At 55.4% G+C, this 25,847-nt stretch carries 33 protein-coding genes; 18 read left to right on the top strand and 15 right to left on the bottom strand.

Annotated elements, in window-relative coordinates; translation table 11 throughout:
• Positions 1-91 precede the first annotated feature (91 nt).
• The gene (locus tag PG1C_RS00950) at positions 92-508 is read left to right on the top strand and encodes an OsmC family protein (RefSeq protein ID WP_202635587.1); all 417 of its coding nucleotides are present in this window, start codon (positions 92-94) and stop codon (positions 506-508) included.
• 9 nt (positions 509-517) lie between these two features.
• Here PG1C_RS00950 and coq7 read toward each other — a convergent pair whose 3' ends face one another.
• From coq7 to PG1C_RS00935, 3 genes are read right to left on the bottom strand one after another with little or no spacing between them, the layout of a single operon-like run.
• Entirely contained in the window at positions 518-1,138 is a 621-nt protein-coding gene (coq7, locus tag PG1C_RS00945; RefSeq protein ID WP_202635586.1) for a 2-polyprenyl-3-methyl-6-methoxy-1,4-benzoquinone monooxygenase, read from the bottom strand.
• 22 nt (positions 1,139-1,160) lie between these two features.
• Positions 1,161-1,721, bottom strand: coding sequence for a CNP1-like family protein (locus tag PG1C_RS00940; protein WP_202635585.1), 561 nt, complete (start codon positions 1,719-1,721; stop codon positions 1,161-1,163).
• 10 nt (positions 1,722-1,731) lie between these two features.
• Positions 1,732-2,313 carry an RNA pyrophosphohydrolase gene (locus PG1C_RS00935; RefSeq protein ID WP_202635584.1) on the bottom strand — a complete coding sequence of 194 codons (582 nt, stop codon included), beginning with the start codon at positions 2,311-2,313 and terminating at the stop codon, positions 1,732-1,734.
• Between the two features lie 124 nt (positions 2,314-2,437).
• On the opposite strand from PG1C_RS00935, the gene PG1C_RS00930 reads away from it, so the two are divergent.
• Genes PG1C_RS00930 through brnA form a run of 3 tightly spaced genes read left to right on the top strand, consistent with a single transcriptional unit; the run spans position 2,438 to position 5,086 of the window.
• Positions 2,438-4,162 (top strand): proline--tRNA ligase, encoded by a 1,725-nt coding sequence (locus PG1C_RS00930; RefSeq protein WP_202635583.1) that lies wholly within the window; start codon positions 2,438-2,440, stop codon positions 4,160-4,162.
• The gene (locus tag PG1C_RS00925; protein WP_237218238.1) at positions 4,153-4,758 is read left to right on the top strand and encodes a lytic transglycosylase domain-containing protein; all 606 of its coding nucleotides are present in this window, start codon (positions 4,153-4,155) and stop codon (positions 4,756-4,758) included. Before PG1C_RS00930 ends, PG1C_RS00925 begins: the two co-directional genes overlap by 10 nt.
• A 55-nt stretch (positions 4,759-4,813) precedes the next feature.
• Positions 4,814-5,086, top strand: a complete 273-nt coding sequence (gene brnA / locus PG1C_RS00920; RefSeq protein WP_202635582.1) for a type II toxin-antitoxin system BrnA family antitoxin — start codon at positions 4,814-4,816, stop codon at positions 5,084-5,086.
• Between the two features lie 261 nt (positions 5,087-5,347).
• On the opposite strand, the gene ffh is transcribed toward brnA, so the two are convergent.
• Positions 5,348-6,703, bottom strand: coding sequence for a signal recognition particle protein (gene ffh / locus PG1C_RS00915; protein ID WP_202635581.1), 1,356 nt, complete (start codon positions 6,701-6,703; stop codon positions 5,348-5,350).
• Positions 6,704-6,743: 40 nt separating this feature from the next.
• Here ffh and PG1C_RS00910 point away from each other — a divergent pair, with 40 nt between their 5' ends.
• From PG1C_RS00910 to nudB, 10 genes are all read left to right on the top strand, one after another.
• On the top strand, positions 6,744-7,592 hold the full coding sequence (locus tag PG1C_RS00910) for a cytochrome C assembly family protein (protein ID WP_202635580.1): 849 nt from the start codon (positions 6,744-6,746) through the stop codon (positions 7,590-7,592).
• Between the two features lie 23 nt (positions 7,593-7,615).
• Positions 7,616-8,887, top strand: coding sequence for an HlyC/CorC family transporter (locus tag PG1C_RS00905; protein ID WP_202635579.1), 1,272 nt, complete (start codon positions 7,616-7,618; stop codon positions 8,885-8,887).
• A gap of 57 nt (positions 8,888-8,944) precedes the next feature.
• A complete protein-coding gene (locus PG1C_RS00900; RefSeq protein WP_202635578.1) occupies positions 8,945-10,177 on the top strand; it encodes a type II secretion system F family protein in 1,233 nt (410 codons plus the stop codon).
• A gap of 9 nt (positions 10,178-10,186) precedes the next feature.
• Positions 10,187-11,044, top strand: a complete 858-nt coding sequence (locus PG1C_RS00895) for a prepilin peptidase (protein WP_202635577.1) — start codon at positions 10,187-10,189, stop codon at positions 11,042-11,044.
• Between the two features lie 84 nt (positions 11,045-11,128).
• Positions 11,129-11,443 carry an FmdB family zinc ribbon protein gene (locus PG1C_RS00890; protein WP_202635576.1) on the top strand — a complete coding sequence of 105 codons (315 nt, stop codon included), beginning with the start codon at positions 11,129-11,131 and terminating at the stop codon, positions 11,441-11,443.
• A gap of 29 nt (positions 11,444-11,472) precedes the next feature.
• A complete protein-coding gene (locus PG1C_RS00885) occupies positions 11,473-12,093 on the top strand; it encodes a DUF502 domain-containing protein (RefSeq protein ID WP_202635575.1) in 621 nt (206 codons plus the stop codon).
• A 48-nt stretch (positions 12,094-12,141) separates the two neighbouring features.
• Positions 12,142-13,947: an aspartate--tRNA ligase gene (gene aspS / locus PG1C_RS00880; RefSeq protein WP_202635574.1), complete on the top strand. Its 1,806-nt coding sequence runs from the start codon at positions 12,142-12,144 to the stop codon at positions 13,945-13,947.
• A 6-nt stretch (positions 13,948-13,953) separates the two neighbouring features.
• Complete coding sequence (locus PG1C_RS00875; protein ID WP_202635573.1) at positions 13,954-14,298, top strand: guanyl-specific ribonuclease; 345 nt, start codon at positions 13,954-13,956, stop codon at positions 14,296-14,298.
• Entirely contained in the window at positions 14,295-14,759 is a 465-nt protein-coding gene (locus PG1C_RS00870) for a barstar family protein (RefSeq protein ID WP_202635572.1), read from the top strand. Before PG1C_RS00875 ends, PG1C_RS00870 begins: the two co-directional genes overlap by 4 nt.
• A 23-nt stretch (positions 14,760-14,782) precedes the next feature.
• On the top strand, positions 14,783-15,223 hold the full coding sequence (gene nudB, locus PG1C_RS00865; RefSeq protein WP_202635571.1) for a dihydroneopterin triphosphate diphosphatase: 441 nt from the start codon (positions 14,783-14,785) through the stop codon (positions 15,221-15,223).
• Here the strand turns inward: nudB and PG1C_RS14940 are convergent.
• Genes PG1C_RS14940 through PG1C_RS00835 form a run of 7 tightly spaced genes read right to left on the bottom strand, consistent with a single transcriptional unit; the run spans position 15,198 to position 18,743 of the window.
• On the bottom strand, positions 15,198-15,413 hold the full coding sequence (locus PG1C_RS14940; protein WP_202635570.1) for a cysteine-rich CWC family protein: 216 nt from the start codon (positions 15,411-15,413) through the stop codon (positions 15,198-15,200). The two genes, nudB and PG1C_RS14940, sit on opposite strands and share 26 nt — an antisense overlap.
• Positions 15,410-15,907, bottom strand: coding sequence for an HvfX family Cu-binding RiPP maturation protein (locus tag PG1C_RS00855; RefSeq protein WP_202635569.1), 498 nt, complete (start codon positions 15,905-15,907; stop codon positions 15,410-15,412). Before PG1C_RS00855 ends, PG1C_RS14940 begins: the two co-directional genes overlap by 4 nt.
• Positions 15,904-16,662, bottom strand: a complete 759-nt coding sequence (locus PG1C_RS00850; protein WP_202635568.1) for an HvfC family RiPP maturation protein — start codon at positions 16,660-16,662, stop codon at positions 15,904-15,906. Before PG1C_RS00850 ends, PG1C_RS00855 begins: the two co-directional genes overlap by 4 nt.
• A complete protein-coding gene (locus PG1C_RS00845) occupies positions 16,659-17,516 on the bottom strand; it encodes an HvfB family MNIO-type RiPP peptide maturase (protein ID WP_202635567.1) in 858 nt (285 codons plus the stop codon). Before PG1C_RS00845 ends, PG1C_RS00850 begins: the two co-directional genes overlap by 4 nt.
• An 18-nt stretch (positions 17,517-17,534) precedes the next feature.
• Positions 17,535-17,948 (bottom strand): HvfA family oxazolone/thioamide-modified RiPP metallophore, encoded by a 414-nt coding sequence (locus PG1C_RS00840; RefSeq protein WP_202635566.1) that lies wholly within the window; start codon positions 17,946-17,948, stop codon positions 17,535-17,537.
• A 27-nt stretch (positions 17,949-17,975) separates the two neighbouring features.
• Positions 17,976-18,173: a zf-HC2 domain-containing protein gene (locus tag PG1C_RS14935; RefSeq protein WP_414629199.1), complete on the bottom strand. Its 198-nt coding sequence runs from the start codon at positions 18,171-18,173 to the stop codon at positions 17,976-17,978.
• On the bottom strand, positions 18,174-18,743 hold the full coding sequence (locus PG1C_RS00835; protein ID WP_202635565.1) for a sigma-70 family RNA polymerase sigma factor: 570 nt from the start codon (positions 18,741-18,743) through the stop codon (positions 18,174-18,176).
• 108 nt (positions 18,744-18,851) lie between these two features.
• On the opposite strand from PG1C_RS00835, the gene PG1C_RS00830 reads away from it, so the two are divergent.
• The 3 genes from PG1C_RS00830 (at position 18,852) to slmA (ending at position 20,959) form a co-directional block, all read left to right on the top strand.
• Positions 18,852-19,265: an Hsp20/alpha crystallin family protein gene (locus PG1C_RS00830; RefSeq protein ID WP_202635564.1), complete on the top strand. Its 414-nt coding sequence runs from the start codon at positions 18,852-18,854 to the stop codon at positions 19,263-19,265.
• A 199-nt stretch (positions 19,266-19,464) separates the two neighbouring features.
• On the top strand, positions 19,465-20,349 hold the full coding sequence (gene argB / locus PG1C_RS00825; protein WP_202635563.1) for an acetylglutamate kinase: 885 nt from the start codon (positions 19,465-19,467) through the stop codon (positions 20,347-20,349).
• A 22-nt stretch (positions 20,350-20,371) separates the two neighbouring features.
• Positions 20,372-20,959, top strand: a complete 588-nt coding sequence (slmA, locus tag PG1C_RS00820) for a nucleoid occlusion factor SlmA (RefSeq protein WP_202635562.1) — start codon at positions 20,372-20,374, stop codon at positions 20,957-20,959.
• A gap of 121 nt (positions 20,960-21,080) precedes the next feature.
• On the opposite strand, the gene hemB is transcribed toward slmA, so the two are convergent.
• Together hemB and yihA are read right to left on the bottom strand one after the other, a co-directional pair.
• Entirely contained in the window at positions 21,081-22,058 is a 978-nt protein-coding gene (gene hemB, locus PG1C_RS00815; protein WP_414629210.1) for a porphobilinogen synthase, read from the bottom strand.
• A 216-nt stretch (positions 22,059-22,274) separates the two neighbouring features.
• Positions 22,275-22,955 carry a ribosome biogenesis GTP-binding protein YihA/YsxC gene (gene yihA / locus PG1C_RS00810; protein WP_202635560.1) on the bottom strand — a complete coding sequence of 227 codons (681 nt, stop codon included), beginning with the start codon at positions 22,953-22,955 and terminating at the stop codon, positions 22,275-22,277.
• Between the two features lie 172 nt (positions 22,956-23,127).
• Here yihA and PG1C_RS00805 point away from each other — a divergent pair, with 172 nt between their 5' ends.
• The gene (locus PG1C_RS00805; protein WP_202635559.1) at positions 23,128-23,781 is read left to right on the top strand and encodes a c-type cytochrome; all 654 of its coding nucleotides are present in this window, start codon (positions 23,128-23,130) and stop codon (positions 23,779-23,781) included.
• A gap of 71 nt (positions 23,782-23,852) precedes the next feature.
• Here PG1C_RS00805 and prmC read toward each other — a convergent pair whose 3' ends face one another.
• Together prmC and prfA are read right to left on the bottom strand one after the other, a co-directional pair.
• Positions 23,853-24,770, bottom strand: a complete 918-nt coding sequence (prmC, locus tag PG1C_RS00800) for a peptide chain release factor N(5)-glutamine methyltransferase (protein WP_202635558.1) — start codon at positions 24,768-24,770, stop codon at positions 23,853-23,855.
• Positions 24,767-25,843: a peptide chain release factor 1 gene (gene prfA, locus PG1C_RS00795; protein WP_202635557.1), complete on the bottom strand. Its 1,077-nt coding sequence runs from the start codon at positions 25,841-25,843 to the stop codon at positions 24,767-24,769. The genes prmC and prfA overlap by 4 nt, the downstream gene beginning before the upstream one ends.
• Between the last annotated feature and the right edge of the window lie 4 nt (positions 25,844-25,847).

Genomic DNA, 25,847 nt, shown 5'->3' with positions numbered 1-25,847 from the left:
GCTAGCGCAGCCACATCAAGTCCCATGGCCCAGATGCCAAGGATAGAATATAAATGTGATTTAGTGAGCAATACATTAAGGAAGAAAAGACATGGAATGTACAGTACGATGGCACGATGGGATGAGCTTTATTGCCGAAACAGGCAGTGGCCATTTGGTGGCGATGGATGGCGCACCAGATGCCGGTGGACGTAACTTGGCACCACGGCCGATGGAGTTGCTTCTAGCTGGTATGGGTGGCTGCACGGCGTTTGATGTGGTGCTGATTTTGCAGCGTGGGCGGCATGCGGTGAGCGGCTGCACGGTAAAGCTCCAGGCCGAGCGTGCTGACACCGACCCCAAAGTATTCACGCGGATCAATCTGCACTTTACGGTAACAGGCAAAGCCTTAAAACCCGAAGCCGTTGAGCGGGCGCTGAAACTTTCGGCAGAAAAATACTGCTCCGCTTCAATCATGCTGGAAAAAACTGCCGAAATTTCGCACAGCTTTGAATTGGTGGAAGCGTAATCGCGCCGATCAAAGGTAATAAGCGGTTTTTGTCATCACTTTGGATGAGAGCTTCATGGCCATCTTGGCGGGCAAAGGCAGTTCGCGTGCGCCATGCTGAACGGCCATGTGGGCGTGGCTGATTTCATCTGATTTCATCTGTTCGAGCACTACCCAGGACTTTTGATCTTGCGGCGACAGTTGCGCCTTGTGGCTTTCAAGGTGACCTTCAACTTGTCGCTCGGTTTCGGCAAGAAAACCCAGGTTCCAGGCGTCGCCCAGCTTGCCTGCGATGAGCCCCAGACCAAGTGAGCCGGCATACCACAGCGGATTGAGCAGACTTTTTCTGCCACCCAGCTCGGCAATGCGCCGCTCCGTCCAGTTGAGATGCTCGGTTTCTTCTTGCGCGGCCTTTGCCAAGGCGCGCTTGACTTCGGGCTGACGTGAGGTGATGGCCTGCCCCTGATACAACGCCTGCGCGCAAATTTCACCACAATGATTAATGCGCATCAACGCGGCGGCATGCCGCTTTTCAGCTTCGCTCAAATCGGCTTCAGGCAGGTCTTCTCCTGGCATGGGGCGGCTGGTGGGCGCAGGCGCAAACAGCGTGCGCAACACTTTGTCGATCTCGGGAATCAGACGGTCGATCATGCGCGAACACTCCTATAAACACTCATTTGACGTTGGGATACCTGCCTAACTGCAAAGCGCGACGGCCTTCATCCGCCGTGGCAATGGGATAGCCATCCGGACAAAACAATTCTTGGCTTAACACCGCATGGTAGCGATTCACCGGCTTGTTTTCGATAGGCCGCCACTCGCTGATTCGCGCAGTGCGCCATTGCCCATCAGTGCCACCCGTGGCATAGAGCTTCCAGGTATGCTCTTCGCACCGAATGCCCTCAAAGCTGACATTTTCTGCCCCGCCTTCTGTGCGCACCACCAGGACATAACGCACGATGCCATCGCTCCCTACAGCGAGCGAACTGCTGTCGATGAAGTAATGATTGGTCGCCACGGCACTGACATAAAACTCCCGCAGGTTTTCAGATTTTGGGGCCGCAGGCAGCGTTACTTCCAGCTCCTTCCATTCAACAGTCTCTTCTGGCACGTACTCAATGCCGGAACCCGCATCGAGCCCGTAGCCATTATTCTTTTCGGCAAGTGCCGTGGCACTGACAATCCACAAAGCACCGGCCAAGCAAGCAAGGGAAGTTTTGCGTTGTGCATTCATCGTGCATCCATTACGGTGCATGATCCGTTAAGGATTGACTAGCGGACGCACCCGTGCTTTTCTGCTCAGGTGTTTGGCTGGGCTGACTTAATGGCTGGGCGGCGTGTTGATCGACGTGCCCACGAAACAAAATATGAGAAAGTTCATTCAAGGCAGCCTCATACACGCCACGCTTGAATTCAATCACGCTATCCAGCGGAATCCAGTACGAACTCCAACGCCAGGCATCAAACTCCGGCCGCGCACTGGCGCGCAGGTGTACATCGCTATCCCTGCCGATCAAGCGCAACAAAAACCAGATCTGCTTCTGGCCGCGATAGTGACTCTGTCCTTCGCGGCGAACCCAGTGCTGTGGCACCTCATAACGCAACCAGCTGCGAGTGCGGCCGATAATCCGCACATGTTCCGGCATGAGGCCCACCTCCTCGTATAATTCCCGAAACATCGCCTGCTCGGGGGTTTCGCCTTTATCGATGCCACCCTGCGGAAACTGCCAGAAGTGCTCACGGATACGCTTGCCCCAAAAAACCTCATTACGCTGATTGGTCAGAATGATGCCGACGTTTGGGCGATATCCTTCACGATCGAGCATGACAAAATTCCAATAATTAACTGGGTAGTATTCTTTCACAATCAGGGCGCGCTGGAAAGCCACCTGCGTCTGGGCATCTCGCAGGTAAAATAGCCCTCCTGCCATTTTTAGCCTGTATTTATTTATGCGCGCCAGCCAGTTTTTCATTGCCACCCTCAAAGAAGCCCCCTCGGACGCCGAGATTGTCAGTCATCAGCTCATGCTGCGCGCCGGGCTGATTCGGCGTCTTGCCGGGGGCATCTATACCTGGATGCCGATGGGTTTGCGCGTGCTGCGCAAAGTAGAGACCATCGTGCGCGAGGAAATGAATCGCGCCGGAGGCATCGAGCTGCTGATGCCCGCCGTGCAACCTTTCGAGCTGTGGGAAGAATCCGGCCGCGGCCCGCAATACGGCCCTGAACTGCTGCGCTTCAAGGATCGCCACCAGCGTGATTTTGTCATTGGCCCAACGCACGAGGAAGTGATTACCGATATCGTGCGTCGCGAAGTGAAAAGTTATCGCCAGTTGCCCCGAAATTTTTACCAGATTCAGACCAAATTCCGCGACGAAATCCGGCCACGGTTTGGCGTCATGCGCGGGCGCGAGTTTTTGATGAAAGATGGCTATTCGTTCCACACCTCGTTCGCCGATCTGGAGCGCGAATACCGCAGCATGCATGACGCCTATACACGCATCTTCACGCGGCTTGGTCTTAAGTTCCGCGCCGTGGCGGCGGATACCGGTTCGATTGGCGGCACCGGCTCGCACGAGTTTCATGTGCTGGCTGATTCGGGCGAAGACGCCATCGCCTTTTGCCCGACATCGGACTACGCTGCGAACGTCGAACTGGCTGAAGCTGTCACACCACAAAAAATCGGCGCTGGTGAGACGGCGGCAATAGAAAAATGCGAGAAAAAAGCGACTCCAGGCAAGACCAAATGCGCCGACGTGGCCGATTTTCTTAATGCGCCACTCACCCAGACGGTCAAGGCAGTCGCCGTGATGGCTGGTTCCGCCAGGGAGATCGGCCAATTCGTCCTGCTGCTGTTGCGCGGCGACCATGAGCTGAACGAAATCAAGGCGCAAAAACTGATAGGCGAGTTTCGTTTTGCGCGCGACGAAGAGATTGTGGCGGCGCTGGGTTGCAAGCCCGGCTATATTGGACCGGTGGGCTTTAATGGCCGTATCATTGCTGACCGCGCGGTGGCTGTTATGAACAACTTTATTTGCGGCGCCAACGCAGAAGGCTATCACTTGACCGGCGCAAACTTTAGCCGTGACTTGCCGCTACCAGCGGAAATCGCCGATATTCGTAACGTGGTCGCAGGCGACCCATCACCCGATGGCAAAGGCACGCTGGAGCTATGTCGCGGCATCGAAGTCGGTCATATTTTTCAGCTACGCACCAAATATGCCGAAGCGCTCAAATGTACTTTTCTTGACGAGCAGGGCAAGGAACAAATCATGGAAATGGGCTGTTATGGCATCGGCGTTTCACGCATTATCGGCGCGGCGATCGAACAGGGCCACGATGAACGCGGCATTGTTTTCCCGGCGGGCATCGCACCCTTCGCCGTAGTGATTGTGCCCATGGCGTATGGCAAATCGACCATGGTGAAAACGGCAGCTGACGCGCTTTACGCAGAACTCCTCGCGGCAGGTATCGATGTGGTGCTGGATGATCGCGACGAACGCCCCGGCTCGATGTTTGCGGATTGGGAACTCATCGGCGTGCCGCATCGCGTGGTAGTGGGCGAACGCGGCCTGAAAGACGGCAAGCTCGAATACAAAGGCCGTAGCGACGTCGACGCGACGCTGGTGGCGGCAGATGAAATCACCGGATTCTTGCAGCAGAAGCTGTGCGCCTGACGATTGCTCTTGGTACGCTGCTACTTACCGGCAATGTCTGGGCTGGCGCGCAGCAGTACGAACCGCTGGCAGCCAGCGTGCAGGCCGCGCTGCAGGCGTCGATTGCCGACCATGCCGCACCTGAACCGCAGTTTCCCTCACTTGAAGAAAAAATTGACTGGCTCACAGAAATGTCGCGCCGGCTTTCGCCGCGCATGCCGGACCGCGAGGCGCGGCTGGATTTCCTCAAAACCGTATATTACGAAGCCAAGCGCGCCGGGCTCGATCCGCAGATGGTGCTCGGCCTGATCCAGGTAGAAAGTGGCTTCAGAAAATACGCCGTGTCATCGGCGGGCGCCCGCGGCTACATGCAGATCATGCCCTTCTGGGTCAAGCTGATCGGCAGCGAGGATAGCAATCTGTTTCACCTGCGCACGAATCTGCGTTTTGGCTGCACCATCCTGCGCCACTATCTCGATCTCGAAAACGGCGACCTGTACCGCGCCCTGGGCCGCTACAACGGCAGCCTGGGCCAGCCCGAGTATCCGAACATGGTGCGCGGCGCATGGGAAGGGCGCTGGAGTTGGGGGCCAAGGGTGATGCAAGCTACGCGATAAGAAGTCTTTTACGCGCTTTCAACCCATGGCATGCATCGGAAAGAAAGGATCATCTATGAGCAAGCAAACTAAACAGCTGCCGAAATTCAAGAACGAAGCGGCAGAGCGCACCTTTTGGGAAACCAGGGGAAAAGACTCGACAGAATTTCTGGACTGGAAGAAAGCCCAGCGTGCCGTGCTGCCAAACCTGAAACCCTCAACGAAGACGATTTCTCTGCGGCTGCCGCAACATCTGCTTGACGCCCTCAAAGCCGCCGCCAACGCCCGCGACGTTTCCTATCAATCGCTGATCAAGGTTTGGCTTCAGGAGAAGCTGCATACGCATTAGGGCGTCGGGTTCTACGTAATAAGAAAGGCTACGATTTTCTGTTCAGAAAAACGGTAATCCGCGCTGGATTCGTGGGCGGCGTGGCAATCGGTTCCAAAGAAGGTTGAAGCTGACCAATTTACTTCGACCCCGTTAGATCCTCGCCGTATCGCCATCCGCAGCGGCGAGGAGAGCGCATTTTGCTCGACCGCCTTGTAGCGCCGACTTTTGCCTTGTTTCTGATTGACCACCGCGCCGGGGATTCCGCTTCGCGGGCCGGCGTCACCGCATCCCCGGTAACATCCCCTTCATGCCGCGCATCATCTTCTGCATACCGCCTTTGGAAAACTGCTTCATCATTTTCTGTGTCTGCTCGAATTGATTGAGCAGGCGATTCACTTCCTGCACCTGCACCCCCGCGCCCAGCGCAATGCGCCGCTTGCGCGTAGCCTTGATGATTTCGGGTTTTGCGCGTTCGGCAGGTGTCATCGAATTGATGATGCCTTCCAGACGGTTCATCGATTTATCATTCACCGCGCCGCCTGCCTGTTGCGCAGCCCGGCTTAACTGCGCAGGCAGCTTGTCGAGCAGGCCGGCCATGCCGCCCATTTTTTTCATCTGCCCGATTTGCTCTTTGAAGTCGTTCAGATCAAAGCCCTTGCCGGCTTTCATTTTCTTGGCAAACGCCTGCGCTTTGTCGTGATCAACGTTACGCTGAGCCTCTTCAACCAGACTCAGAATATCGCCCATACCGAGAATACGGCTGGCCATGCGTTCGGGATGAAATTCTTCCAGCCCGTCGAGCTTTTCGCCCACCCCGGCAAACTTGATGGGTTTGCCGGTGATTTGCCGCACGGATAGCGCCGCACCGCCGCGGGCGTCACCATCCAGCTTGGTCAGAATAATGCCGGTTAAGGGCAGCATTTCAGCAAATGTCTTGGCGGTGTTCACAGCATCCTGGCCAAGCATGGCATCCACGATGAACAGGGTTTCGATAGGTTTGACCTGCGCATGCAAATCGCGTATCTCGGTCATCATCGCAGTATCAATCGCCAGCCGTCCGGCGGTATCGATAAAGAGCGCATCATAAAAGTGTCGCTTGGCATAATCGATGGCTGCCGCGGCGATATCGGCCGGCTTTTGATCAGGCGACGAAGGAAAAAAATCGATGCCCGCCTGGGCGGATACGGTTTTTAACTGTTCTATGGCAGCGGGGCGATACACGTCGCAACTGACGGTGAGCACTTTTTTCTTTTGCCGCTCTTTGAGCCATTTACCCAGTTTGGCGGTGGTGGTTGTTTTACCCGCGCCTTGCAAGCCGACCATAAGCATAATCGCGGGGGGCTGCGTTGCCAGATTCAGGGCGACACTCGCACCACCCATGAGCTCGGTTAATTCGCGCTGAACAACACCTACCAGCGCCTGGCCGGGTGTTAATGAACCAACGACCTCCTGACCGAGCGACTTTTCTTTCACCCGGGAGATAAATTCTTTGACGACGGGCAAAGCAACATCCGCTTCGAGCAAGGCCATGCGCACTTCCCTGAGCATGTCTGTAATGTTGTCTTCGGTCAGGTGTGCCTGACCACGGAGATTTTTAACGACGCGGCCGAAGCGCTGGGTTAGGTTGTCGAGCATGATGACAATAAGATTAAGTGGCTTGGTGTAGACTTTGCGAATGTCCCCAATAGTAATGCATGTGCTGGCTGCTGCGATATATACCGCACTATCGCTCCAATTATGGCGCACGAGTTGGCGTGGTTCGCTACTGAACCAGTCTTCCCGCGAATTGTCCGGGTTACCCGGCTTACCCTTGGTCGAGCGCAGTATTTTGCTCGCCGCCTTAGCTGCTCATGCGGTAAGTATCCGCATGGCAATTTTTGATGGTACCCAAGTGCACTTTGGTTTTGCCATCGCGTTGTCTGTGATGGTGTGGCTGGCTATCGTGTTGTTTTGGATTGAAAGTTTTTTCGCCCGGCTGAATGGCTTGCTGGCACTGGGTTTACCCGCCGCGGCTTTAGCCAGCCTGTTACCTGCCCTATTTGCCGAACCGCATATCCTGGCCAATGCCAGCTCAACGGCCCTGCGTCTGCATTTGCTCGCCGCCATGCTGGCTTACAGCCTGTTTACATTGGCCGCTTTGCACGCTTTACTCATGGCAGCAGCTGAGCGTGGGTTGCATCGCGGGAAAATTTCACCTTTGCTCGCGAGCCTGCCCCCCTTGCTCACAATGGAAACCATTCTGTTTCGCTTAATTCATATCGCCTTTGTGCTGCTGACATTAACCTTGGTTTCGGGCGTGTTTTTTTCTGAAGACTTGTTTGGCAAGGCGTTAACGTTTGACCATAAAACAGTGTTTGCGATTATTTCCTGGCTGATTTTCGCCGCCTTGCTTATCGGTCGCCATCTGCGTGGCTGGCGCGGCAGGGTGGCATTACGCTGGACGCTGGCCGGGTTTCTGGCCTTGCTGCTAGCCTATGTTGGCAGCCGCTTTGTGCTTGAGATTATTCTCAACCGCAGCACATGACTTGAATCGTATGGCCCGAATCGATGGATGAATTACCCCTCAGTACGCAATTTGTGGCGCTTGCCGCATTGCTGATTTTGTCCGGCTTTTTTTCCATGGCCGAAACCGTGATGATGGCTTCCAACCGCATTCGTCTGCGGCATTTAGCCAAAGGAGAACACCGTGGTGCACGGCTGGCAATCCAGTTGCTGAGCAAAACAGATCAGCTGCTTGGCATGATTTTGCTTGGCAACACCCTCATTAATTCGCTGGCCGCCATGCTGACCGCAAATATTGCGGTGACCGTCTTTGGTGACGAAAAATGGTCGCTTGAGGCCGGTGCGCTCTTTGTCACCTTCTGCTTGCTGGTATTTTCAGAAATCACGCCAAAGGTCGCCGGGGCAATGTATTCAGACTGGCTGGCCATTCGCATCAGCTACATTCTGACGCCATTGTTGCGTATCGCTTACCCCGTCGTCTGGTTCATCAATCTGTTTGTCCGCTCCCTGTTGCGGTTACTGCATCTGCAACCCAAACCAGACGCCGAAGGGCACCATTTATCCGTTGAAGAGTTACGCGCTGTGGTGCTTGATTCTGGCCAATTTATCCCCTCACAGCACCGTTCCATTCTGCTGAATTTGTTTGAACTGGAACATGTCACTGTGGCCGATATCATGACGCCGCGGGGTGAAATAGAAACGATTGATATCGCTGCGCCCATTGATGAAATCATGGCGCAGCTTGCTACCAGCTACCACACACGCGTGATTGTTTCCGAGCATGACTCAGCAAATGTCATAGGCGTGCTCCGCCTGCGCCATTTGCTTAGCGAGGCGTTTAACGGTGAAATCAATCTGGAAACCTTACGCGAAAGAATGACCGCGCCGTATTTCATTCCGGCAGCGACACCCATCTACATGCAGCTTCAGTTCTTCCGCGAAAACCGCCAGCGCCTCGGTCTGGTGGTGGATGAGTATGGCGAAATCCAAGGCTTGGTTACCCTGGAAGATATTGTTGAAGCACTGGTAGGAAAATTCACCACCCGGCAAGCGGATGTAGGTACGCGCCTGACGTGGGATGAGGCAGGCACCGTGTTGGTTGATGGTGCCATCAGCTTGCGCGAGTTAAATCGTCAGCTTGAACTCGATCTGCCCGTCGACGGCCCGCGCACCCTGAATGGGTTGATCATCGAGCACCTGCAAGACATCCCTGAGGTTGGTGTCGGTGTCAGAGTGAGTGGGGTACCCATGGAGATTATTCAGACCCAGAACCGTAAGGTTAAAATGGTTCGGCTTCACTATCCTGGACAAGAGTGATACGCTTGCCACGGTTTGTCGGGCGCAGTGACAAGCAACTAGACTGAGGATAAGGGGATGGCGACAACGACAACGGCGCAAAAAAAAATTCTTGTAAAAGAGGCAAGCTTTCTTTGGGAAGGCAAGAATAGAACCGGCAAAGTTGTCCGTGGCGAAATGAATGCACCCAGCTTGGCTGTTGCGCAGGTAGCCTTGCGCCGACAGGGGATTTTGGTCAGCAAGCTGAAACAGAAAAAAATCGGCTCTGGCGGCAAAGTCACCGACAAGGACATCACGCTATTTACCCGTCAGCTTGCCACGATGGTTAAGTCTGGCGTGCCTCTATTGCAGTCCTTTGACATTGTTGGTAAGGGTACCAACAACCCCGCGCTCGCCAGACTGTTGATCAGCATAAAAACGGATGTTGAAACAGGGGCTAGTCTAGCCACTGCATTTCGCAAATACCCAATCCATTTCGATGCGTTGTTCTGCAATCTTGTCGCTGCGGGTGAGCAAGCGGGGATTCTGGACACACTGCTTGATCGGCTAGCAAGCTACAAAGAAAAAATTCAGGCGATCAAGTCCAAGCTGAAAAGCGCGATGTTCTACCCAACATCGATTCTGGTGGTCGCCTTTGTTATCACAGCGGTAATCATGATTTTCGTTGTTCCCGCGTTCAAAGGCGTATTCGCCAGTTTTGGCGGTGATCTGCCGGGTCCTACCTTGGTCGTTATCGCCATTTCCGATGGTTTTGTGGCGAACTGGCATATTATCTTCGGCGCTCTATTTGCCGCTATCTATGGCATGGTGTACGCTTTCAAGCGCTCACGCGCCTTCCAGATCGCAGTGGACAAATATGCGCTCAAGCTACCCGTCTTTGGCGATCTGATTCGCAAAACCTCTATCGCCCGCTGGACACGTACTTTATCCACCATGTTTGCCGCAGGTGTACCCCTTGTTGAGGCGCTGGATTCCGTCGGAGGTGCATCAGGCAACTACGTCTATGCCACTGCTACCCAACAGATTCAAAACGAGGTGAGTACCGGCTCGAGCCTGACAGTCGCTATGCAAAACTCGGATGTATTTCCGCCCATGGTGACGCAAATGGTCGCTATTGGCGAAGAATCAGGGCAGCTCGATTCAATGCTGGGCAAGGTGGCTGACTTTTTCGAGGCTGAGGTTGACGATGCTGTCGGTGCGCTGTCCAGCCTGATGGAGCCCATCATCATGGTATTTCTTGGTGTGCTTATCGGTGGCCTCGTCGTTGCGATGTACCTACCCATCTTCAAGCTTGGCTCGGTTGTCGGTTAAGCGCTGTTCATGAGCGCCTTGTGGTTTACGGATCCGTCGGTGGTTGTTTTGATCGCCAGCGTGCTGGGCTTGATGGTTGGCAGCTTTCTTAATGTCGTGATTCACCGTTTGCCTATCATGATGGAGCGCGATTGGGCCGTGCAATGTGCCGATTTGCGCGGTGACACGCCACCCGTTTTTGAGCCACTCAGTCTGTCTCGTCCGCGCTCGCGTTGCCCCAAATGTAGCCATGCCATTACGGCGACTGAGAATATCCCGCTCTTTAGCTGGTTTTTTCTGCGTGGCCGTTGCAGCGCTTGCAAAACACCGATCTCTATTCGCTACCCCTTGATAGAACTAGCGACAGCGGCGTTGTTTGCCTTCGCTGCCATGCACTTTGGTTTAACTGCTGCGGGTTGGGGCGCGCTAATTTTTATCGCGGCGCTGATTTCACTCACAGGCATCGACTACGATACGCGACTGCTACCCGATGACATTACGCTACCGCTGCTATGGATTGGTTTGCTATTTAATCTGTTTGGCACATATACCGATCTTAAAAGTGCAGTGATTGGGGCTATAGCAGGCTATCTGTCCCTTTGGAGCGTGTATTGGCTATTCAAGCTTGTCACCGGCAAAGAGGGCATGGGTTACGGCGACTTTAAATTATTGGCGGCCCTCGGTGCCTGGCTGGGGTGGCAAATGCTTCCCTTGACTATTCTGTTATCCTCCCTGGTGGGCGCCGTGGTCGGCATCCTGCTCATGGTGATGTCAAAACACGGCCGCCAGGAGCCCATTCCTTTCGGGCCTTATCTTGCCGCAGCGGGGATCGTTGCCTTGATCTGGGGCAAACCGCTCACTCAGGCTTATCTCGGCACCACGCTGTAAGCCCTGCACCACGAATTCCCCGATTCCTTGGCCAGGGGGCCTTCGGCTATAATTATCTGCTATTCAGAAATACCGGAGAATGCCATGCCAATCTACGCTTATCGTTGCACTCAGTGCGGCTTTGAGAAAGAGTTCATGCAGAAAATAAGCGACCCTCTGCTGACGCTCTGCCCTCAATGTCAGTCTGAATCCTTAGCCAAACAACTCACCGCTCCCGGCTTTCAGCTCAAGGGGAGTGGCTGGTATGCTACTGACTTTAAAGGAGGTCCAGCAGGAAAACCTGCCGTAATCACCGAGACAACATCAGAAACCAGGGCGGAAACCAAGATTGAAACCAAGGCCGCTCCAGCGACAGCGACACCCGCGAGCAAAAGCGAATCTGCCAGCACCAAGGCTTAAATGCTACCCGCCAAAACGGCCTCTTTGCCTTGAAAAAATATTTCGTTACTGGCTTACTCATCTGGGTACCTCTGGGAATCACCATCTGGGTGCTGTCACTGATCGTGCGCTCGATGGATCAGTCGTTGAAGCTTTTGCCCACGGCCATTCAACCTGAAAATCTGCTGGGTTTCTACCTGCCGGGTCTGGGCGTTATTCTGACGATTGCAGTCATTCTGCTTACGGGGCTGCTTGCCGCAAACATCGTCGGTCAACGCTTGGTGCGCTTTTGGGAAGCCATGCTTTCGCGCATTCCCGTCGTCAAATCGGTCTATTACGCAGTTAAACAAGTTAGCGATACGCTCTTCTCTGGGAAAGGTGATGCGTTTCGCAAAGTGTTGCTGGTGCGATACCCGCATCCCGAGGCGTGGGCCATTGCTTTTCAGACAGGGAATCCGGCGCACGATGTCGCCAATAAGCTGCCTGAAGAATATGTCGGCGTTTTTATTCCGACCACCCCCAGCCCGGTCAATGGATTTTTCTTCTTTGTCAAACGCCGCGATGTCATCGAACTCGACATGAACGTCGATGATGCATTGAAATACATCGTCTCCATGGGGGTCGTCGCCCCGCCCATGAGGAACCCGCTCAGGCACGCCAAAAACCAATAAACCGCCCACCGTCACACCGGGGCAATTCATCTCAGTTCGGAACTTATTATGCGTACTCATTATTGCGGTCAAGTTAATGCCTCCCATGTTGACCAGATAGTTACCCTGTGCGGCTGGAACCATCGTCGGCGTGATCACGGCGGCGTGATTTTCATCGACCTGCGCGATCGCGAAGGCATGGCGCAAATTGTTTGCGACCCAGACCGGTCCGAGATGTTCAAGGTAGCGGAAGATGTGCGCAACGAGTATGTCCTGCGCATCACGGGCCGTGTGCGCCGCCGTCCTGCCGGCACCGAAAACCCTAATCTGCCCACCGGCGAAATCGAAATTCTCTGTCATGAGCTGGAAGTGCTCAACACGGCGGTAACGCCGCCTTTCCAGCTGGATGAAGACAATCTCTCGGAAAACGTGCGCCTCACTCATCGCGTGATTGATCTGCGCCGCCCGCAGATGCAAAAAAATCTCATGCTGCGCTACAAGGTAGCCATGGCTTTCCGCCGCTTCCTTGACGATGCGGGTTTCATCGATATCGAAACACCGATGCTGACCAAGTCAACGCCTGAAGGCGCGCGCGATTACCTGGTGCCATCGCGTGTCCATCCCGGCCAGTTTTTCGCTCTGCCGCAATCACCGCAGTTATTCAAACAGCTGTTAATGGTCGCTGGTTACGACCGCTATTACCAGATCACTAAATGCTTCCGCGACGAAGACCTCCGCGCTGATCGGCAGCCCGAATTTACCCAGGTGGATATCGAAACGTCGTTTCTGAATGAAACACAAATCACTGCCTTGATGGAAGACATGATACGCAGCGTCTTCAAAACCGCGCTGGCCGTCGATTTGCCTAACCCCTTCCCGCGCATGACCCATGCCGATGCCATGCAGCGCTTCGGCTCGGATAAGCCCGATCTACGCGTCACCCTTGAGCTGGTTGACGTGGCGGATGTCGTCACGGATGTCGCCTTCAAGGTATTCAGCGGCCCTGCCACCTCGGGCGGCCGTGTCGCAGCCCTGCGCATCCCTGGCGGCGGCAGTGGCGAAAAATCGCTCACGCGCAGCGAGATCGATGCTTACACCGAGTTCGTGAAAATCTATGGCGCCAAGGGGCTAGCTTATATCAAAGTCAACAACGTCACCCAGCTGAACGAGGAAGGTTTGCAATCGCCCATTGTTAAAAATCTGCACGAGAAAGCGCTGGCTGCCATCGTTGAACGTACTGGCGCACAATCCGGCGATCTGATTTTCTTTGGTGCCGACAAAACAAAAGTCGTCAATGACGCGCTCGGCGCATTGCGCACCAAAATAGGCCACGAAAAAGGCTATGTCACTGGCGAAGCCTGGCGGCCTTTGTGGGTGGTCGATTTCCCGATGTTTGAATATGATCAAGAAAACAAACGCTGGAATGCCTGCCATCACCCATTCACCAGCCCGAAAGATGGCCATGAGGAACTCATGGCGACCGACCCGGGCGCGTGCCTGGCCAAAGCTTACGATCTCGCCTTGAACGGCTGGGAAATGGGCGGTGGCTCAGTGCGTATCCATCGCGCAGAGGTTCAGGAACGCGTATTTCAGGCGCTCGGTATCAGCCCTGAAGAGCAGCAGACAAAATTTGGTTTCCTGCTTGATGCGCTCAAGTATGGCGCGCCACCGCATGGCGGCTTGGCGTTCGGCCTTGATCGCATCGTCACCATGATGACCGGCGCTGAATCGATTCGCGACGTGATTGCCTTCCCCAAAACGCAACGCGCGCAGTGTCTGCTCACCGATGCCCCGTCCCCAGTGGACGAAAAACAATTACGCGAACTGCATATTCGTCTGCGACAGAAAGTGGAAACCCAGGTTGAGGTTGGTTGATAACGCATGCGCGCCGCACTAAGCCGTCTCGTCACTCTGTGCAGCGCTGCGTTTGCGCTGGTTGCCCTGGCGGACGAAACAACCCTTGCACAGCTGCCACCGGAAGCGCGCGAAACGCTGCGCTTGATCGATCAGGGTAGCGACTTTCCTTACCGCCGCGACGGCATTGTCTTTCAAAATTTCGAACGTCGGCTGCCACAAAAAGCGCGTGGCTACTATCACGAATACACGGTGCCGACCCCTGGTCGCCATGACCGAGGGGCACGCCGCATCATCACTGGCGGCTCGCCACCGATCGTGTTCTATTACACTGACGACCACTACCGCAGCTTCCAGAGAATTCAACGATGAGCATCGCCCATTATCAGACGTTGTTTAGCGCGGCTGGCCACGCTGGTGTCTATCATTTACCGCACGGAAACTTAAGCGACCTGATTACAGGTGCCGAATCGGCGGGTTGCCTCGTGCAGCGAATTGATTTACGCAGCACCCATAACCGAGATGAATTGCTCGAAACCCTCGGCCGCGGCCTTGGCTTTCCTGAATGGTTCGGCCATAACTGGGATGCACTCAACGACTGCCTGCTCGATATGGGTTGGCGTCCCGCCGAAGGCTATGTCGTTATCCTCGACCATTGCGATGGCATCCATGCCCACGCCGAAAGCGATTTCGTCACCCTGATGCAGGTCTTGCAGAATGTCGCCAACGAGTGGCGCGAACAAGGCGTGCCGTTCTGGTGCCTGGTCGATATGCAAGCCGATGGTATCGCCTGGCTACCCATCATCGCCCAACCGGAATCCAGAGACGTTTGAACCCGTTTCTGGGGATTTAAATAATGATTTTCAAAAAACCGGTTTCAGTGCTCGTGATAATTCATACAGCAGCGCTGGATGTGCTGCTGCTTGAACGGGCGCAGCACCACGGCTTCTGGCAATCGGTGACGGGCAGCCAGGAAGACAATGAGCCGCTCAATCTAACGGCCCAGCGCGAGGTGTTTGAGGAAACGGGGATTCACGCACCGATCACACAATTCGTTGACTGGCAAAAAACGAATCGCTTTGAAATATTCCCCGAGTGGCAATACCGTTACGGGCCGGGGGTAACGCACAACACCGAACATGTATTCAGCTTGGCGCTCGCAGAAAAATGTCCGATAAAAATAACACTGGACGAGCATGTCGCCTACCAATGGCTACCATGGAAACAAGCCGCCGCCGCCTGCTTTTCGTGGAGCAACCGCGACGCAATTCTTACGTTGGGTGAGATGGCGCGCTGAGTAGTGCCTGGAAACATTCAGGGCAATAGCAAGTAGCGGCAGAAGTTTTGGACAGCGTGAGCGGCGGCAATTCAGCGCACCAGCAGGTGTCGCGCCCCGCGACAACACCACAGGTGAAGCTTGCAGCACAACGCGGGCAACGAGAGGGGCTATCTTGCCGTATTACCAGCGCCGATTTTTCTACAGTCATGCCTTACCCAAAAAACGCCGGGCAATCCAGGCATCCAGCGATAATTTTCCAGGGCCGGAAAAGATTAGCGGCAAGAGCATTGCCAGAAAGATTACTGGCAGTTTGAAATTGCCGTGACCGTCATCGGTGATGGCATAGCCCTGCGCTAACGCCATCATCGTGTGCCATTCATCTGGCCAATGCACTGCCACGATCGCAACGACCGTAAGCACAAAAAGAGACACGGCAAAAAACCGCGTGCCGAACCCGACTATCAGCGCCACGCCGCCGATCAACTCAAACCAGGTGGAGATGGACCAGCTGATATTCACCGGCATCAGATTAAATGGCGTGGGAAATTTATCCTGGATGTCGGCAAACCAGTTTTCGCCATGATATTTTTCCAGGCCGGATTCAAAGAACTCCCAGCCCAGTAGAAAACGCAAACCCAAAAAACCCAACCAGTCACCTACGGCATTAAGCAAACGCACAACAACTGCCCATAACCTCGTCATTTTTTGCTCCCTAAAATAGCACCCGCAGTGCGTAGTTGATCCAACAAGTGCGCACCATGCATGAGGAGTGATTCCGGTTCGGGATGCTGCAATTCATGTGCAATCTGCACACAAGCCTCGCGGCCGCTGAGCTGCCCTTCTGCCGCGTGTAGCAAGGCCACCAAGCGTGCGCTGACCGGATTCAACGCGATAAATTGCACAGCCTCATACGCATCCCGAAACACCAGCAAATGGGTTGCGCTGGGTTTGCGTGGACGCCATTGCGGGCCGATGCGGTGCACCGGCCAGGCATAGGCGAGATTCATTGCCGCAGCTGATAACAGCGGCTGGCCATCCAGCAGGTTGCCTGTCGGGTTGTACGCGGGTGACGGGAGGGTGTCCATAACATCAACCGCCAACTCGACCCATTCGTAATGGGCTAGCTCTGGCAACCAAGGGGGAACGGTCATCGGCAACGACGGTGTTTCTAGCAGCCAGTGCAAAAATTCACGCGGAATTTCACGAAAATACGGCGTATGGCAGCGTGCTTCGCGAAAAAAAGCATCCACCAACCGCGGCCAACGACGCGCACCAAGCAGCGCATGCGTAATAGGAAAACAAGCGAGCAAAAAACCTTCGAGATTATTGCGCACCAACCCGCGATATATCTCTGTGCGGCGTGCTGACACACCCATGGGGCGAGGTACACGACGCGGGTAACGCAGGTGGCGGGCCAGCGCAAATTGAAAGTCCTGAAAGGGGAGCAGCGCGTTCATGCGACGGCCCGTTGAGCTTGATTTTCACGCGTTTCATAGCGCGCCTGCAGCGTGGCAATTTGCTTGACCTCTCGGCTGAGAACAGTCAGCTCAGGGAAATTGAAATCGCGCTCGAGGCAAGTGGGTACCGGGCCACACAGCGCATAGGCTTCTGCGAGCAATTGCCACACCGGATCGATGACATCCGCACCGTGGGTGTCTATCACCAACCCGTCGGGCTCGACATGATGGCCGGCCACATGAATGTAGCAGACGCGCTCCAGCGGCAAAGCGCGCAGGAATTCGCTGGCATTAAAGCCATGATTCAAGCTATTGACGACAATATTATTCACGTCCAGATGCAGCAGGCAATCCGCCTCATCAATCACGGCGCGGATGAATTCCGGTTCCGTCATTTCCGCACCAGGTGGAATGAGATAAGTCGACGCATTTTCAATGCCGATCTGCATGCCAAGAATATCCTGTGCGTGGCGGATGCGGCCTGCCACCCAGCGTACAGCATCTTGCGTTAACGGGATCGGTAACAGATCGTATAGATGACCATCATCGGCGCACCAGGATAAGTGCTCGGTATACAGCGTAATGCCCTGTTGCTGCATGAAACTGCGGATGCGATGGAGCAAAGAGTCATCCAGCGGTGAAGGGCCACCCAGATCAAGTGACAGGCCGTGGCAAACAAAGGGATAGCGTTCGGTAAAAGCGCGCAGATCTTTGGCTGAGCTGCCACCCATGCCGGCCCAATTTTCGGGTGCTAGTTCGAAAAAGCGTACAGGGTCCGGTACCCCGGCTTTCAGCGCGGGAATAAGTTCCCGCCTGAAGCCGAGGCCCGCCCCTGAAATCACGGAGGATGTCATGGCCGCAAACTTACTTTGTTACTTTGCTTCTTCAGCCTTGGGTGTTTCCATGGATTTCTCCATGGGTGCTTCCATTTTTTTACCAGCGCCACAGCTACCGTCTTTCTTCTTGTCGGCGCCACAAGAGCCTTCTTTCATCTTGTCTTTGTGGTCGCCATATTTGCCATCATGCATTTTCTTCTTATTCGCGCCACACTTGCCTTCACCACATTTGCCATCTTTCTTTTTCATTTTGGCACCACACTTGCCATCCTTCATTTTGTCACCACAGGAGCCATCCATTTTCTTGTCGGTATCAGCTGCCGCAAGCTGGTAGCCGCTATCGAGCTTTTGCATGGCAAAAGGGTTGCTACCAGCAAAAGCGGCCGTGCTGAGAACGGTCGTTGCAAAAGCGGCCCCAACAGCGAGGGTAAGGGAATTCATCTTTTTCATTGCATTGCTCCTCAAGGTTGTAAATGGTTAACGCGGGATTGAATCAACGTCATGATGCTCTCGCCAGGCCCGTGTGGCAGTCCGCAGAAAGGCAAAATGCTTTTGCGTCGCGCGACAGCCCTTACAGAATAACAAATGAAACCACAACCCGAGTCGTTCACCCGACGACAGCGGACGATCCAGCCTTTGTGACATCAATTCTGTTTCTTCGCGACACGACAGCATTTAACTTTCTCCAAACCAGCGTCGGGACAAGCAATCACGTAGCCCCAGACGCGCCCGGTGCAACAGCACCCAGCAATTCGACGCGGACAATCCGAGTTCCTTACAAATTTCTGTCGTTTCCATGCCCAGCAATTCGCGCATGCCGAAAACCCGCGCCGGTTTTTCAGGCAGACCGCTGATGCAAACCTCGAAGACTGCCCAGAACTGCTTCTGCTCCAGCGAAGCCTGCGGGTCGGCCCAAGGCGTGGGATGCGAGACCCAGTGACCACGCTCATCGAATTGCTCTTCCAATGCGTCTTCAAGCCCCTGTTCCTGCTCGATATCACCAGCCGCTTGCGGCTGACGGCTACGGCGGCGGAATTCGTCGATGATTTTGTTCTTCAGAATGGCAAAGACCCACGTCGATACCGCTGCGGCGCCGGCAAACTGGCGGGCTCGCTCGGTAGCAGCAAGCAGGGTGTCCTGCACAGCATCTTCGGCGGCCGATGCATCGCGTAGTTGCAGATGGGCGAAGCGCAGCAGGCGGGGCCGCAGCGCGCTTACAGCGCTTGAAAGTTCATGCGGGGTCATAACGGCCCCATGTTACATGCTCTTGAAAACTGACGGGGCGCGCCTATATAGCTGCCATAAGACTCTCACAGGGGTGGGAGTCACCCATTAATCAAGAAAGGAAGAAAAATGAACAACCTGATATATCGTGATCCATTGAACGATTTGCTGCGCGGTTTTTTTGTGCGTCCTGTTGAGTTCGGCGAAAGGACAGAAGCACCGGCCTTGAAAGTTGACGTCAAGGAGCGTGAAGATGCCTATGCCATTCACGTCGAAATTCCCGGTGTGAAGAAAGAGGATATTCACGTTTCCATTGATGGCGCTGTCGTGTCGATTTCCGCCGAGCGCCGTGAAGAAAAAGAAGTCAAGGAAGGCGAACAGGTACTGCGCAGCGAACGTTATTTCGGCAAGGTATCGCGCAGCTTCCAGTTGCCGCAGGAAGTCGATGAATCGCAGTCCAGCGCCAAATACAACGACGGCGTGCTGGAACTGGTGTTGCCGAAGAAAGTGGCAGCGCAGGCCAAGCGGTTGAGCATTCAATAAAAGTCGGCGCTGGGCGTAGGCGGGGTTTCGCGGAGCACTGCTCCGTGCCGCCGAAGCCGGTCGGCTGTGCAAAGCCGACAGTGGAGATACGGCGCGCATGAGCATACGGGGCGCAGCGACCGTAAAGGGTGGTTGCGCCCCATTTTCTTGTGTACATCGCTAGAATAAGCGAAGTTACCACTCGCACATTTCTAGCGCCATGACGACAAAACCTGCCCCCGCCACCAAGGCTGGCGTGCTTACTGAAGCCCTGCCGTACATCAAGCGGTTTCATGATCGCACTATCGTCGTCAAGTACGGCGGCAACGCCATGACCGACGACAATCTGAAGCAATGCTTCGCGCGCGATGTCGTGTTGCTCAAGCTAGTCGGCATGAATCCGGTGGTGGTGCATGGTGGCGGGCCGCAAATCGAAAATCTGCTGGCGCGTGTCGGTAAAAAAGCCGCCTTTGTGCAAGGCATGCGCGTGACCGATGCCGAAACCATGGACGTGGTGGAAATGGTGCTCGGCGGCCAGGTCAATAAAGAGATCGTCAATCTCATCAATCAGCAGGGCGGCAAGGCGGTGGGCTTGACCGGCAAGGATGGCAATTTCATTCGTGCCAAAAAACTGCTCATCGAGAATCTGGAGAAGCCCGGCGAGATGCTCGACATCGGCCAGGTCGGCGAGATCGTTTCCATCGATCCCGGCCTGATTGCGCTGCTCGATTCCGGCGATTTCATTCCGGTGATCGCGCCGATTGGCGTCGGCAGCGAAGGCGAAACGTACAACATCAATGCCGATGTGGTGGCTGGCAAAATCGCCGAAGTACTCAAGGCCGAGAAGCTGGTGATGCTGACCAATACGCCCGGCGTGCTGGACAAAGCGGGTAACCTGCTGACGGGCATCACGCCGCGCGAGATTGACGACATGGTGGCGGACGGCACGCTGTCGGGCGGCATGCTGCCGAAAATCGGATCGGCGCTGGACGCGGCGCGCAGCGGCGTGAAAAGCGTGCACATCATCGATGGCCGCGTTGAGCATGCCCTACTGCTGGAAATTCTCACCGATGACGGCGTCGGCACCCTGATTAAATCCAAATGACGAGACTCTGTCCGAGACCCCTATGAACGAACCGCGAAGCACTCAAGTAGGCGAAAAGAAGCTGGTCATTTTGCAAACCATCGCCGAAATGCTCGAACGGCCCGCGGCTGAAAAAGTGACGACGGCGCTGCTGGCAAAACAGTTGAATGTCTCTGAAGCCGCGCTGTATCGCCACTTTGCGAGCAAGGCGCAGATGTATGAAGGGCTGATCGAATTCATCGAAGGCGGTGTGTTCAGCGTGATCGGCCAGATTGAATCAGCAGAGGAATCCGGCCTGAAACAAGCGGAGACAATTGTCGCTTCGCTGTTACGCTTTGCGCAAAAAAACCGTGGCTTGACGCGCGTGCTGGTGGGCGATGCGCTAGTGCATGAAAACCCGCGTTTACAGGCGCGCATCAATCAACTGCTCGACCGCATCGAAGCCACGCTCAAGCAGTGCCTGAAGATCGCCGTCGCGCAAGGCGCGTTAAGCACCGAACACGATTGCAGCGCGCATGCCAATCTGCTCGTTTGCTATACGCTGGGCCGCTGGCAGCGCTTTGTGAAAAGTGGTTTTAAGGAAGACCCGCTGGCGCAGTGGTCCGCTCAATGGCCGCTACTGGCACGATAATAAGATATATAAGATAAGGCCGTATCACCAGCGCCGACTTTTCACAGCCGACTAGCGCCGTCAAAAACGGACTTTTGAATCTGACCGCAGGGAATACAAAGCCGTCTCTGGACAAGACTTTTCAAGCCTTCAGCAAGGCCGCCGCTTCGAGCGCAAAGTAAGTCAGGATGCCATCGCAACCGGCGCGCTTGAAGGCCAGTAGCGACTCCATCATCACCGCATCGTGATCGAGCCAGCCGTTTTGCGCAGCAGCTTTGAGCATCGCGTATTCACCGCTCACCTGATAGGCATAAGTCGGCGCGCCGAAGGTGTCTTTCACGCGGCGCACAATATCCAGATAGGGCATGCCGGGCTTGACCATCACCATGTCGGCACCCTCTTGCAGATCCAGCGCCACTTCGCGCAAGGCTTCATCAGAATTGGCCGGGTCCATCTGGTAGGTTTTTTTATCGCCCTTACCAAGATTACCAGCCGATCCCACAGCATCGCGGAACGGGCCGTAAAAACTTGACGCATATTTGGCGGCGTAAGCGAGGATACGCGTGTGAATCAGTTTTTCTTTATCCAGCACCGCGCGAATATGCCCGATACGCCCATCCATCATGTCTGATGGCGCGACCACATCGGCACCGGCGCGAGCATGACACAAGGCCTGCTTTGCCAGCGCTTCCAGCGTTTCATCGTTCAGCACATAGCCGCGCGAATCACGCGGGTCGATCAGGCCGTCCTGACCATGGCTGGTATAAGGGTCGAGCGCCACATCCGTGATAACGCCCAACTCCGGAAATTCTTTTTTCAGGCGTGCCACCACACTAGGTACCAGCCCGGCGGGATTCCAGGCTTCTTCCGCCTCCGGTGTTTTTTTGCCACGATCAATCACTGGGAACAGCGCCAGTGCGGGGATACCCCATTGCACAGCCCGTTCGGCCACTGGCAGCAAGCGGTCAAGCGAAACACGCGCAACCCCTGGCATCGAAGCTACGTCCTCGCTGCGCCCTGCACCTTCAAGTACGAACACAGGATAAATCAGGTCGTTCGAAGTCAGTGTGTGCTCACGCATCAAACGCCGCGAGAATTCGTCCGTGCGCATGCGGCGCATACGTATCCCAGGAAATACTCCGCTATTGCCTGCGTTTAGCCACGGCAAATTGGCCATGATATTTTCTCCAAAAACGGATTGAACTTTACTGCGTTGGTCTTATCCAATAAGACGTGTGCCAAGCAAAGAATCAACGTGCTGATTTTCCCCTTTTCATCACGTTCTTTGCGTGGCGCTCCCTGCTTTTTCCCCCTTGGCAGGTGTCTTGACAAGTTGTCAGGCAACTTCGCCCTCGGCTATCCCTCCCCCGATAGCCGAGGGTTTTTCTTTTGCTTCATCGCGGCTTGCAGTTTCTACTCCGGCTTGCACTCCTAGCCAGCCACCCACGATGCGCTCAACTTCTTCCATACCGGTTTTTTTCAGGCTGGAAAATAACTGCACAGTCACCCCCGCGTCATACTCGGCAAGCGCGACACGTGCGTCAAGCAAGGTTTTGGTTTGTTCCTGGCGAGTGAGTTTGTCAGATTTCGTCAGCAAACAATGAATGGGGCGCCCCGTTGGCGCAAACCAGCCGATCATTTTCCGGTCCAGCTCAGTGAGTGGACGACGCGAATCCATGATCAGCACCAGCCCCACCAAGTTGCTGCGCCGGATCAGATATTCCTCCAGCAAGCCTTGCCATTGCAGCCGCACGGCCAAAGGCACTTGCGCAAACCCATACCCGGGAAGATCCACCAGCGCCGCACCGTTTTTCATGCGGAAGAGGTTAATCAGCTGCGTGCGCCCGGGCGTTTTGGAAACAAAAGCCAGCCGGGTGTGGCCAACCAGCGTATTGATGGCGCTTGATTTGCCTGCGTTGGAACGACCGGCAAAAGCGATCTCCGGCCCTAAAGAGGGTGACAAGTCGCTCGGTTTGGCAGCAGAAATTTCAAATGTGGCGTGACGAAAAAGAGCCATGGTAAAGAGAATAAAATAAAGTTTGGTTCAATAGCACCGCGCAAGGCGTTGCAGCCGGCTTTATATAAAGCGCTAAATAAAAGCAAGCAGTAGATTAGCCACTTTTAGCCTAAGGTAGAATAACAGCTTTCGCGGGCCGGACAGTCGGCAGTTAATCGGAGAATTTGTCATCATGAGTCGTTCCCTGTTTGCATTAATTTTTGCGGTCATCACGTGCAGCGCACATGCCACCGGTACCGCCAAAGTGTCTGCCCACGCAGCCCCCATGGGCGATGCGGCCCGCGGCAAGGAAATCGCAACCACCGTTTGCGCTGCCTGTCATGGCGCTGATGGCAATAGCCTCATCCCTGTGAACCCCACGCTGGCTGGCCAAAGCTACGATTACCTGCTCAAGCAGATGACCAATTTCAAAGCCGCCGATGGCCAGCCTGCGCTGCGCGCCAATGCCGTCATGGGTGGCATGATCGCACCGTATGACCTCGGCCAGATGCGTGATTTGGCAGCCTATTTTGCAACGCAGACCGCCAAACCCGGCGCAGCGAAAAACGAAGCCACCATCAAACTAGGTCAAACGATTTATCGTCGCGGTGACGCAAGCAAAGGCCTGCCTGCCTGTGCCTCGTGCCACGGCCCTACAGGCGCTGGCATCCCGGCGCAATACCCGCGTGTCGGCGGACAACACGCCGATTATGCCGAAGTGCAACTCAAGGCCTTCCGCGATGGCACGCGCGCTAATGATCCCGCCAAGATCATGCGCACCATTGCGCTGAAAATGACCGATGCGGAAATCAAGGCGGTCACTGACTACATGGCGGGGCTGCACTAAACGCCTCGGCGAGTGGCACGACGCGTCGTGCCACTCGAACACAAAGCCTTCTCACTCGCGAGAAGGCTTTTTTATTCCACACCCATAAAACAACCGCCGCTCACGCGCACGATGCCAGCCAGATCGCGATGCTGCTTGATAGCCACGAATCCGGCGGCGATGAGCAACGTGCGCACGGCTTCGGCCTGATCGTAGCCGTGTTCCAGCCAGAGCTGACCCTGCGGAGATAAATGCGCGGGCGCAGCGGCGATGATGTGGCGGATGGCATCGAGTCCATCCCCGCCGCTGGTTAATGCAGCAGACGGTTCGTAACGCAAATCGCCCTGCGCCAAATGGGCATCGGTGGCTGCGATGTAGGGGGGGTTGCTGACGATGAGATCAAACGTCTCGCCCTGCACAGTCGCATACCAATCGCTCTGCAAAAACCGCACCGCGGCATGGAGCCGCTGCGCGTTTTCTTTGGCGATCGCTAATGCTGCGTCACTGGCATCGAGGGCAGTTACGTGCGCCTGCGCGTATTCCAGCGCCAGTGTGATGGCGATGCAGCCGGTGCCGGTACCCAGGTCGAGAATTCTCACTGCTTTACCCGCTGTATTGCCGTTTTCCGCCGTATCATCCAGAAACGAATCCAAACCAGCGCCGTCCAGCCCAGAAACGGGTTCAAAAGACGGACTCAAGACTTTTCGCAGCGCGATGTCGACCAGTAGTTCAGTCTCAGGGCGCGGAATCAACACGGCGGGCGAAGTGCAAAAATCACGGCCGAAAAATTCGCGCCGGCCGAGCAGATAAGCCACGGGTTCGCCCTCATGACGGCGCGCCACAAGCACATTAAAAGCGCGCAGCACGGCCTCATCCAGCACATCATCATGTGCCAGCAACCACACGGGCGGTCGCTGTAATACATGGCCCAACAGCAGGCGCGCCTCAAAGCCCGGCAATTTTTCGCGCGCAGCGGCCAGCGCGGCGGCGATGGTCACCCGCGTGTTCACGCTGCCAGCTCGGCCAGCAGTTCGGTTTGATGTTCGGTAGTCAGCGCACGGACCAGCTCGCTCAAATCACCATCCATGATCGCGTCAATCTTGTACAGCGTCAGATTGATGCGGTGATCGGTAATACGCCCCTGCGGAAAGTTATAGGTGCGGATGCGCTCGGAACGGTCGCCGGAACCGATCAATGATTTACGCGTCGAGGCGAGTTTTTGCTGCTGCTCGCGCTCTTGCTCTGCCGTGATACGCGCTGCCAGCACGGCCATGGCCTGGGCGCGGTTGCGATGTTGCGAACGGTCGTCCTGACATTCGACGACGATGCCGGTGGGCAGATGCGTGATGCGCACCGCCGAATCGGTCTTGTTGATGTGCTGCCCGCCCGCGCCCGACGCGCGAAATGTATCGATGCGCAGGTCCGCCGGATTGATTGCAACCTCGGCCAACGCATCGGCTTCTGGCATTACCGCTACCGTGCAGGCCGAGGTGTGGATACGGCCTTGCGTTTCCGTCGTCGGCACGCGCTGCACGCGATGCCCGCCGGACTCGAACTTGAGTTGCGAATAGGCGCCATGACCTTCGATGCGGGCAATGATTTCACGGAAGCCACCAAGGTCGGACTCGCTGCGCGAGATGATCTCCACGCGCCAGCCCTGGCGCTCGGCGTAACGCGAATACATGCGAAACAGATCGCCAGCAAACAGCGCGGATTCATCGCCGCCCGTGCCAGCGCGGATTTCAAGGAACAGATTTTTATCGTCATTCGGGTCGCGCGGCAGCAGCGCCGTTTGCAATTCATCTTCGAGTCGCGCCATTTCCGCCAACGCACTCACCTGCTCGACCTGCGCCAACGCTTTCATTTCAGCGTCGTTCAACATCTCGCCCGCCGCTGAAAAGTCGGCGCTGGCACGACGGTAAGCCTGGAACAAAGCGACCACGGGCGTGATGTCGGCATGCTCCTTCGTGAGCTTGCGATAGCTGTCCATGTCGTGCGTAGCATTTTCGGCACCCAGCAAGCCATCGAGCTCGGCCAGGCGTTCGGCCAGTTGTTCCAGTTTGTCGTAAATGCTTTTTTTCATGGCA

It is taken from the genome of Rugosibacter aromaticivorans (assembly GCF_000934545.1).
In the GTDB taxonomy this organism is placed as follows: Bacteria; Pseudomonadota; Gammaproteobacteria; order Burkholderiales; family Rhodocyclaceae; genus Rugosibacter; species Rugosibacter aromaticivorans.
Note: the sequence above shows the minus strand (reverse complement) of the source record. Positions and strands in the feature narration are given on the sequence as shown.

Bases quoted from the DNA above. Each gene is read 5' to 3' on its own strand.
- slmA (WP_202635562.1), top strand. From the start codon at position 20,372: ATGAACGAACCGCGAAGCACTCAAGTAGGCGAAAAGAAGCTGGTCATT.
- PG1C_RS00830 (WP_202635564.1), top strand. From the start codon at position 18,852: ATGAACAACCTGATATATCGTGATCCATTGAACGATTTGCTGCGCGGT.
- PG1C_RS00850 (WP_202635568.1), bottom strand. From the start codon at position 16,662: ATGAACGCGCTGCTCCCCTTTCAGGACTTTCAATTTGCGCTGGCCCGC.
- PG1C_RS00840 (WP_202635566.1), bottom strand. From the start codon at position 17,948: ATGAAAAAGATGAATTCCCTTACCCTCGCTGTTGGGGCCGCTTTTGCA.
- coq7 (WP_202635586.1), bottom strand. From the start codon at position 1,138: ATGATCGACCGTCTGATTCCCGAGATCGACAAAGTGTTGCGCACGCTG.
- PG1C_RS00895 (WP_202635577.1), top strand. From the start codon at position 10,187: ATGAGCGCCTTGTGGTTTACGGATCCGTCGGTGGTTGTTTTGATCGCC.
- PG1C_RS00875 (WP_202635573.1), top strand. From the start codon at position 13,954: ATGCGCGCCGCACTAAGCCGTCTCGTCACTCTGTGCAGCGCTGCGTTT.
- argB (WP_202635563.1), top strand. From the start codon at position 19,465: ATGACGACAAAACCTGCCCCCGCCACCAAGGCTGGCGTGCTTACTGAA.
- PG1C_RS00855 (WP_202635569.1), bottom strand. From the start codon at position 15,907: ATGACGAGGTTATGGGCAGTTGTTGTGCGTTTGCTTAATGCCGTAGGT.
- PG1C_RS00870 (WP_202635572.1), top strand. From the start codon at position 14,295: ATGAGCATCGCCCATTATCAGACGTTGTTTAGCGCGGCTGGCCACGCT.
- PG1C_RS00940 (WP_202635585.1), bottom strand. From the start codon at position 1,721: ATGAATGCACAACGCAAAACTTCCCTTGCTTGCTTGGCCGGTGCTTTG.
- PG1C_RS00835 (WP_202635565.1), bottom strand. From the start codon at position 18,743: ATGACCCCGCATGAACTTTCAAGCGCTGTAAGCGCGCTGCGGCCCCGC.
- ffh (WP_202635581.1), bottom strand. From the start codon at position 6,703: ATGCTCGACAACCTAACCCAGCGCTTCGGCCGCGTCGTTAAAAATCTC.
- PG1C_RS00950 (WP_202635587.1), top strand. From the start codon at position 92: ATGGAATGTACAGTACGATGGCACGATGGGATGAGCTTTATTGCCGAA.
- PG1C_RS00935 (WP_202635584.1), bottom strand. From the start codon at position 2,313: ATGCTCGATCGTGAAGGATATCGCCCAAACGTCGGCATCATTCTGACC.
- PG1C_RS00845 (WP_202635567.1), bottom strand. From the start codon at position 17,516: ATGACATCCTCCGTGATTTCAGGGGCGGGCCTCGGCTTCAGGCGGGAA.
- PG1C_RS00930 (WP_202635583.1), top strand. From the start codon at position 2,438: ATGCGCGCCAGCCAGTTTTTCATTGCCACCCTCAAAGAAGCCCCCTCG.
- PG1C_RS14935 (WP_414629199.1), bottom strand. From the start codon at position 18,173: ATGCTGTCGTGTCGCGAAGAAACAGAATTGATGTCACAAAGGCTGGAT.
- hemB (WP_414629210.1), bottom strand. From the start codon at position 22,058: ATGCGCCGCATGCGCACGGACGAATTCTCGCGGCGTTTGATGCGTGAG.
- PG1C_RS00905 (WP_202635579.1), top strand. From the start codon at position 7,616: ATGGATGAATTACCCCTCAGTACGCAATTTGTGGCGCTTGCCGCATTG.
- PG1C_RS00900 (WP_202635578.1), top strand. From the start codon at position 8,945: ATGGCGACAACGACAACGGCGCAAAAAAAAATTCTTGTAAAAGAGGCA.
- yihA (WP_202635560.1), bottom strand. From the start codon at position 22,955: ATGGCTCTTTTTCGTCACGCCACATTTGAAATTTCTGCTGCCAAACCG.
- PG1C_RS00890 (WP_202635576.1), top strand. From the start codon at position 11,129: ATGCCAATCTACGCTTATCGTTGCACTCAGTGCGGCTTTGAGAAAGAG.
- PG1C_RS00805 (WP_202635559.1), top strand. From the start codon at position 23,128: ATGAGTCGTTCCCTGTTTGCATTAATTTTTGCGGTCATCACGTGCAGC.
- prfA (WP_202635557.1), bottom strand. From the start codon at position 25,843: ATGAAAAAAAGCATTTACGACAAACTGGAACAACTGGCCGAACGCCTG.
- brnA (WP_202635582.1), top strand. From the start codon at position 4,814: ATGAGCAAGCAAACTAAACAGCTGCCGAAATTCAAGAACGAAGCGGCA.
- nudB (WP_202635571.1), top strand. From the start codon at position 14,783: ATGATTTTCAAAAAACCGGTTTCAGTGCTCGTGATAATTCATACAGCA.
- PG1C_RS14940 (WP_202635570.1), bottom strand. From the start codon at position 15,413: ATGACTGTAGAAAAATCGGCGCTGGTAATACGGCAAGATAGCCCCTCT.
- PG1C_RS00910 (WP_202635580.1), top strand. From the start codon at position 6,744: ATGTCCCCAATAGTAATGCATGTGCTGGCTGCTGCGATATATACCGCA.
- aspS (WP_202635574.1), top strand. From the start codon at position 12,142: ATGCGTACTCATTATTGCGGTCAAGTTAATGCCTCCCATGTTGACCAG.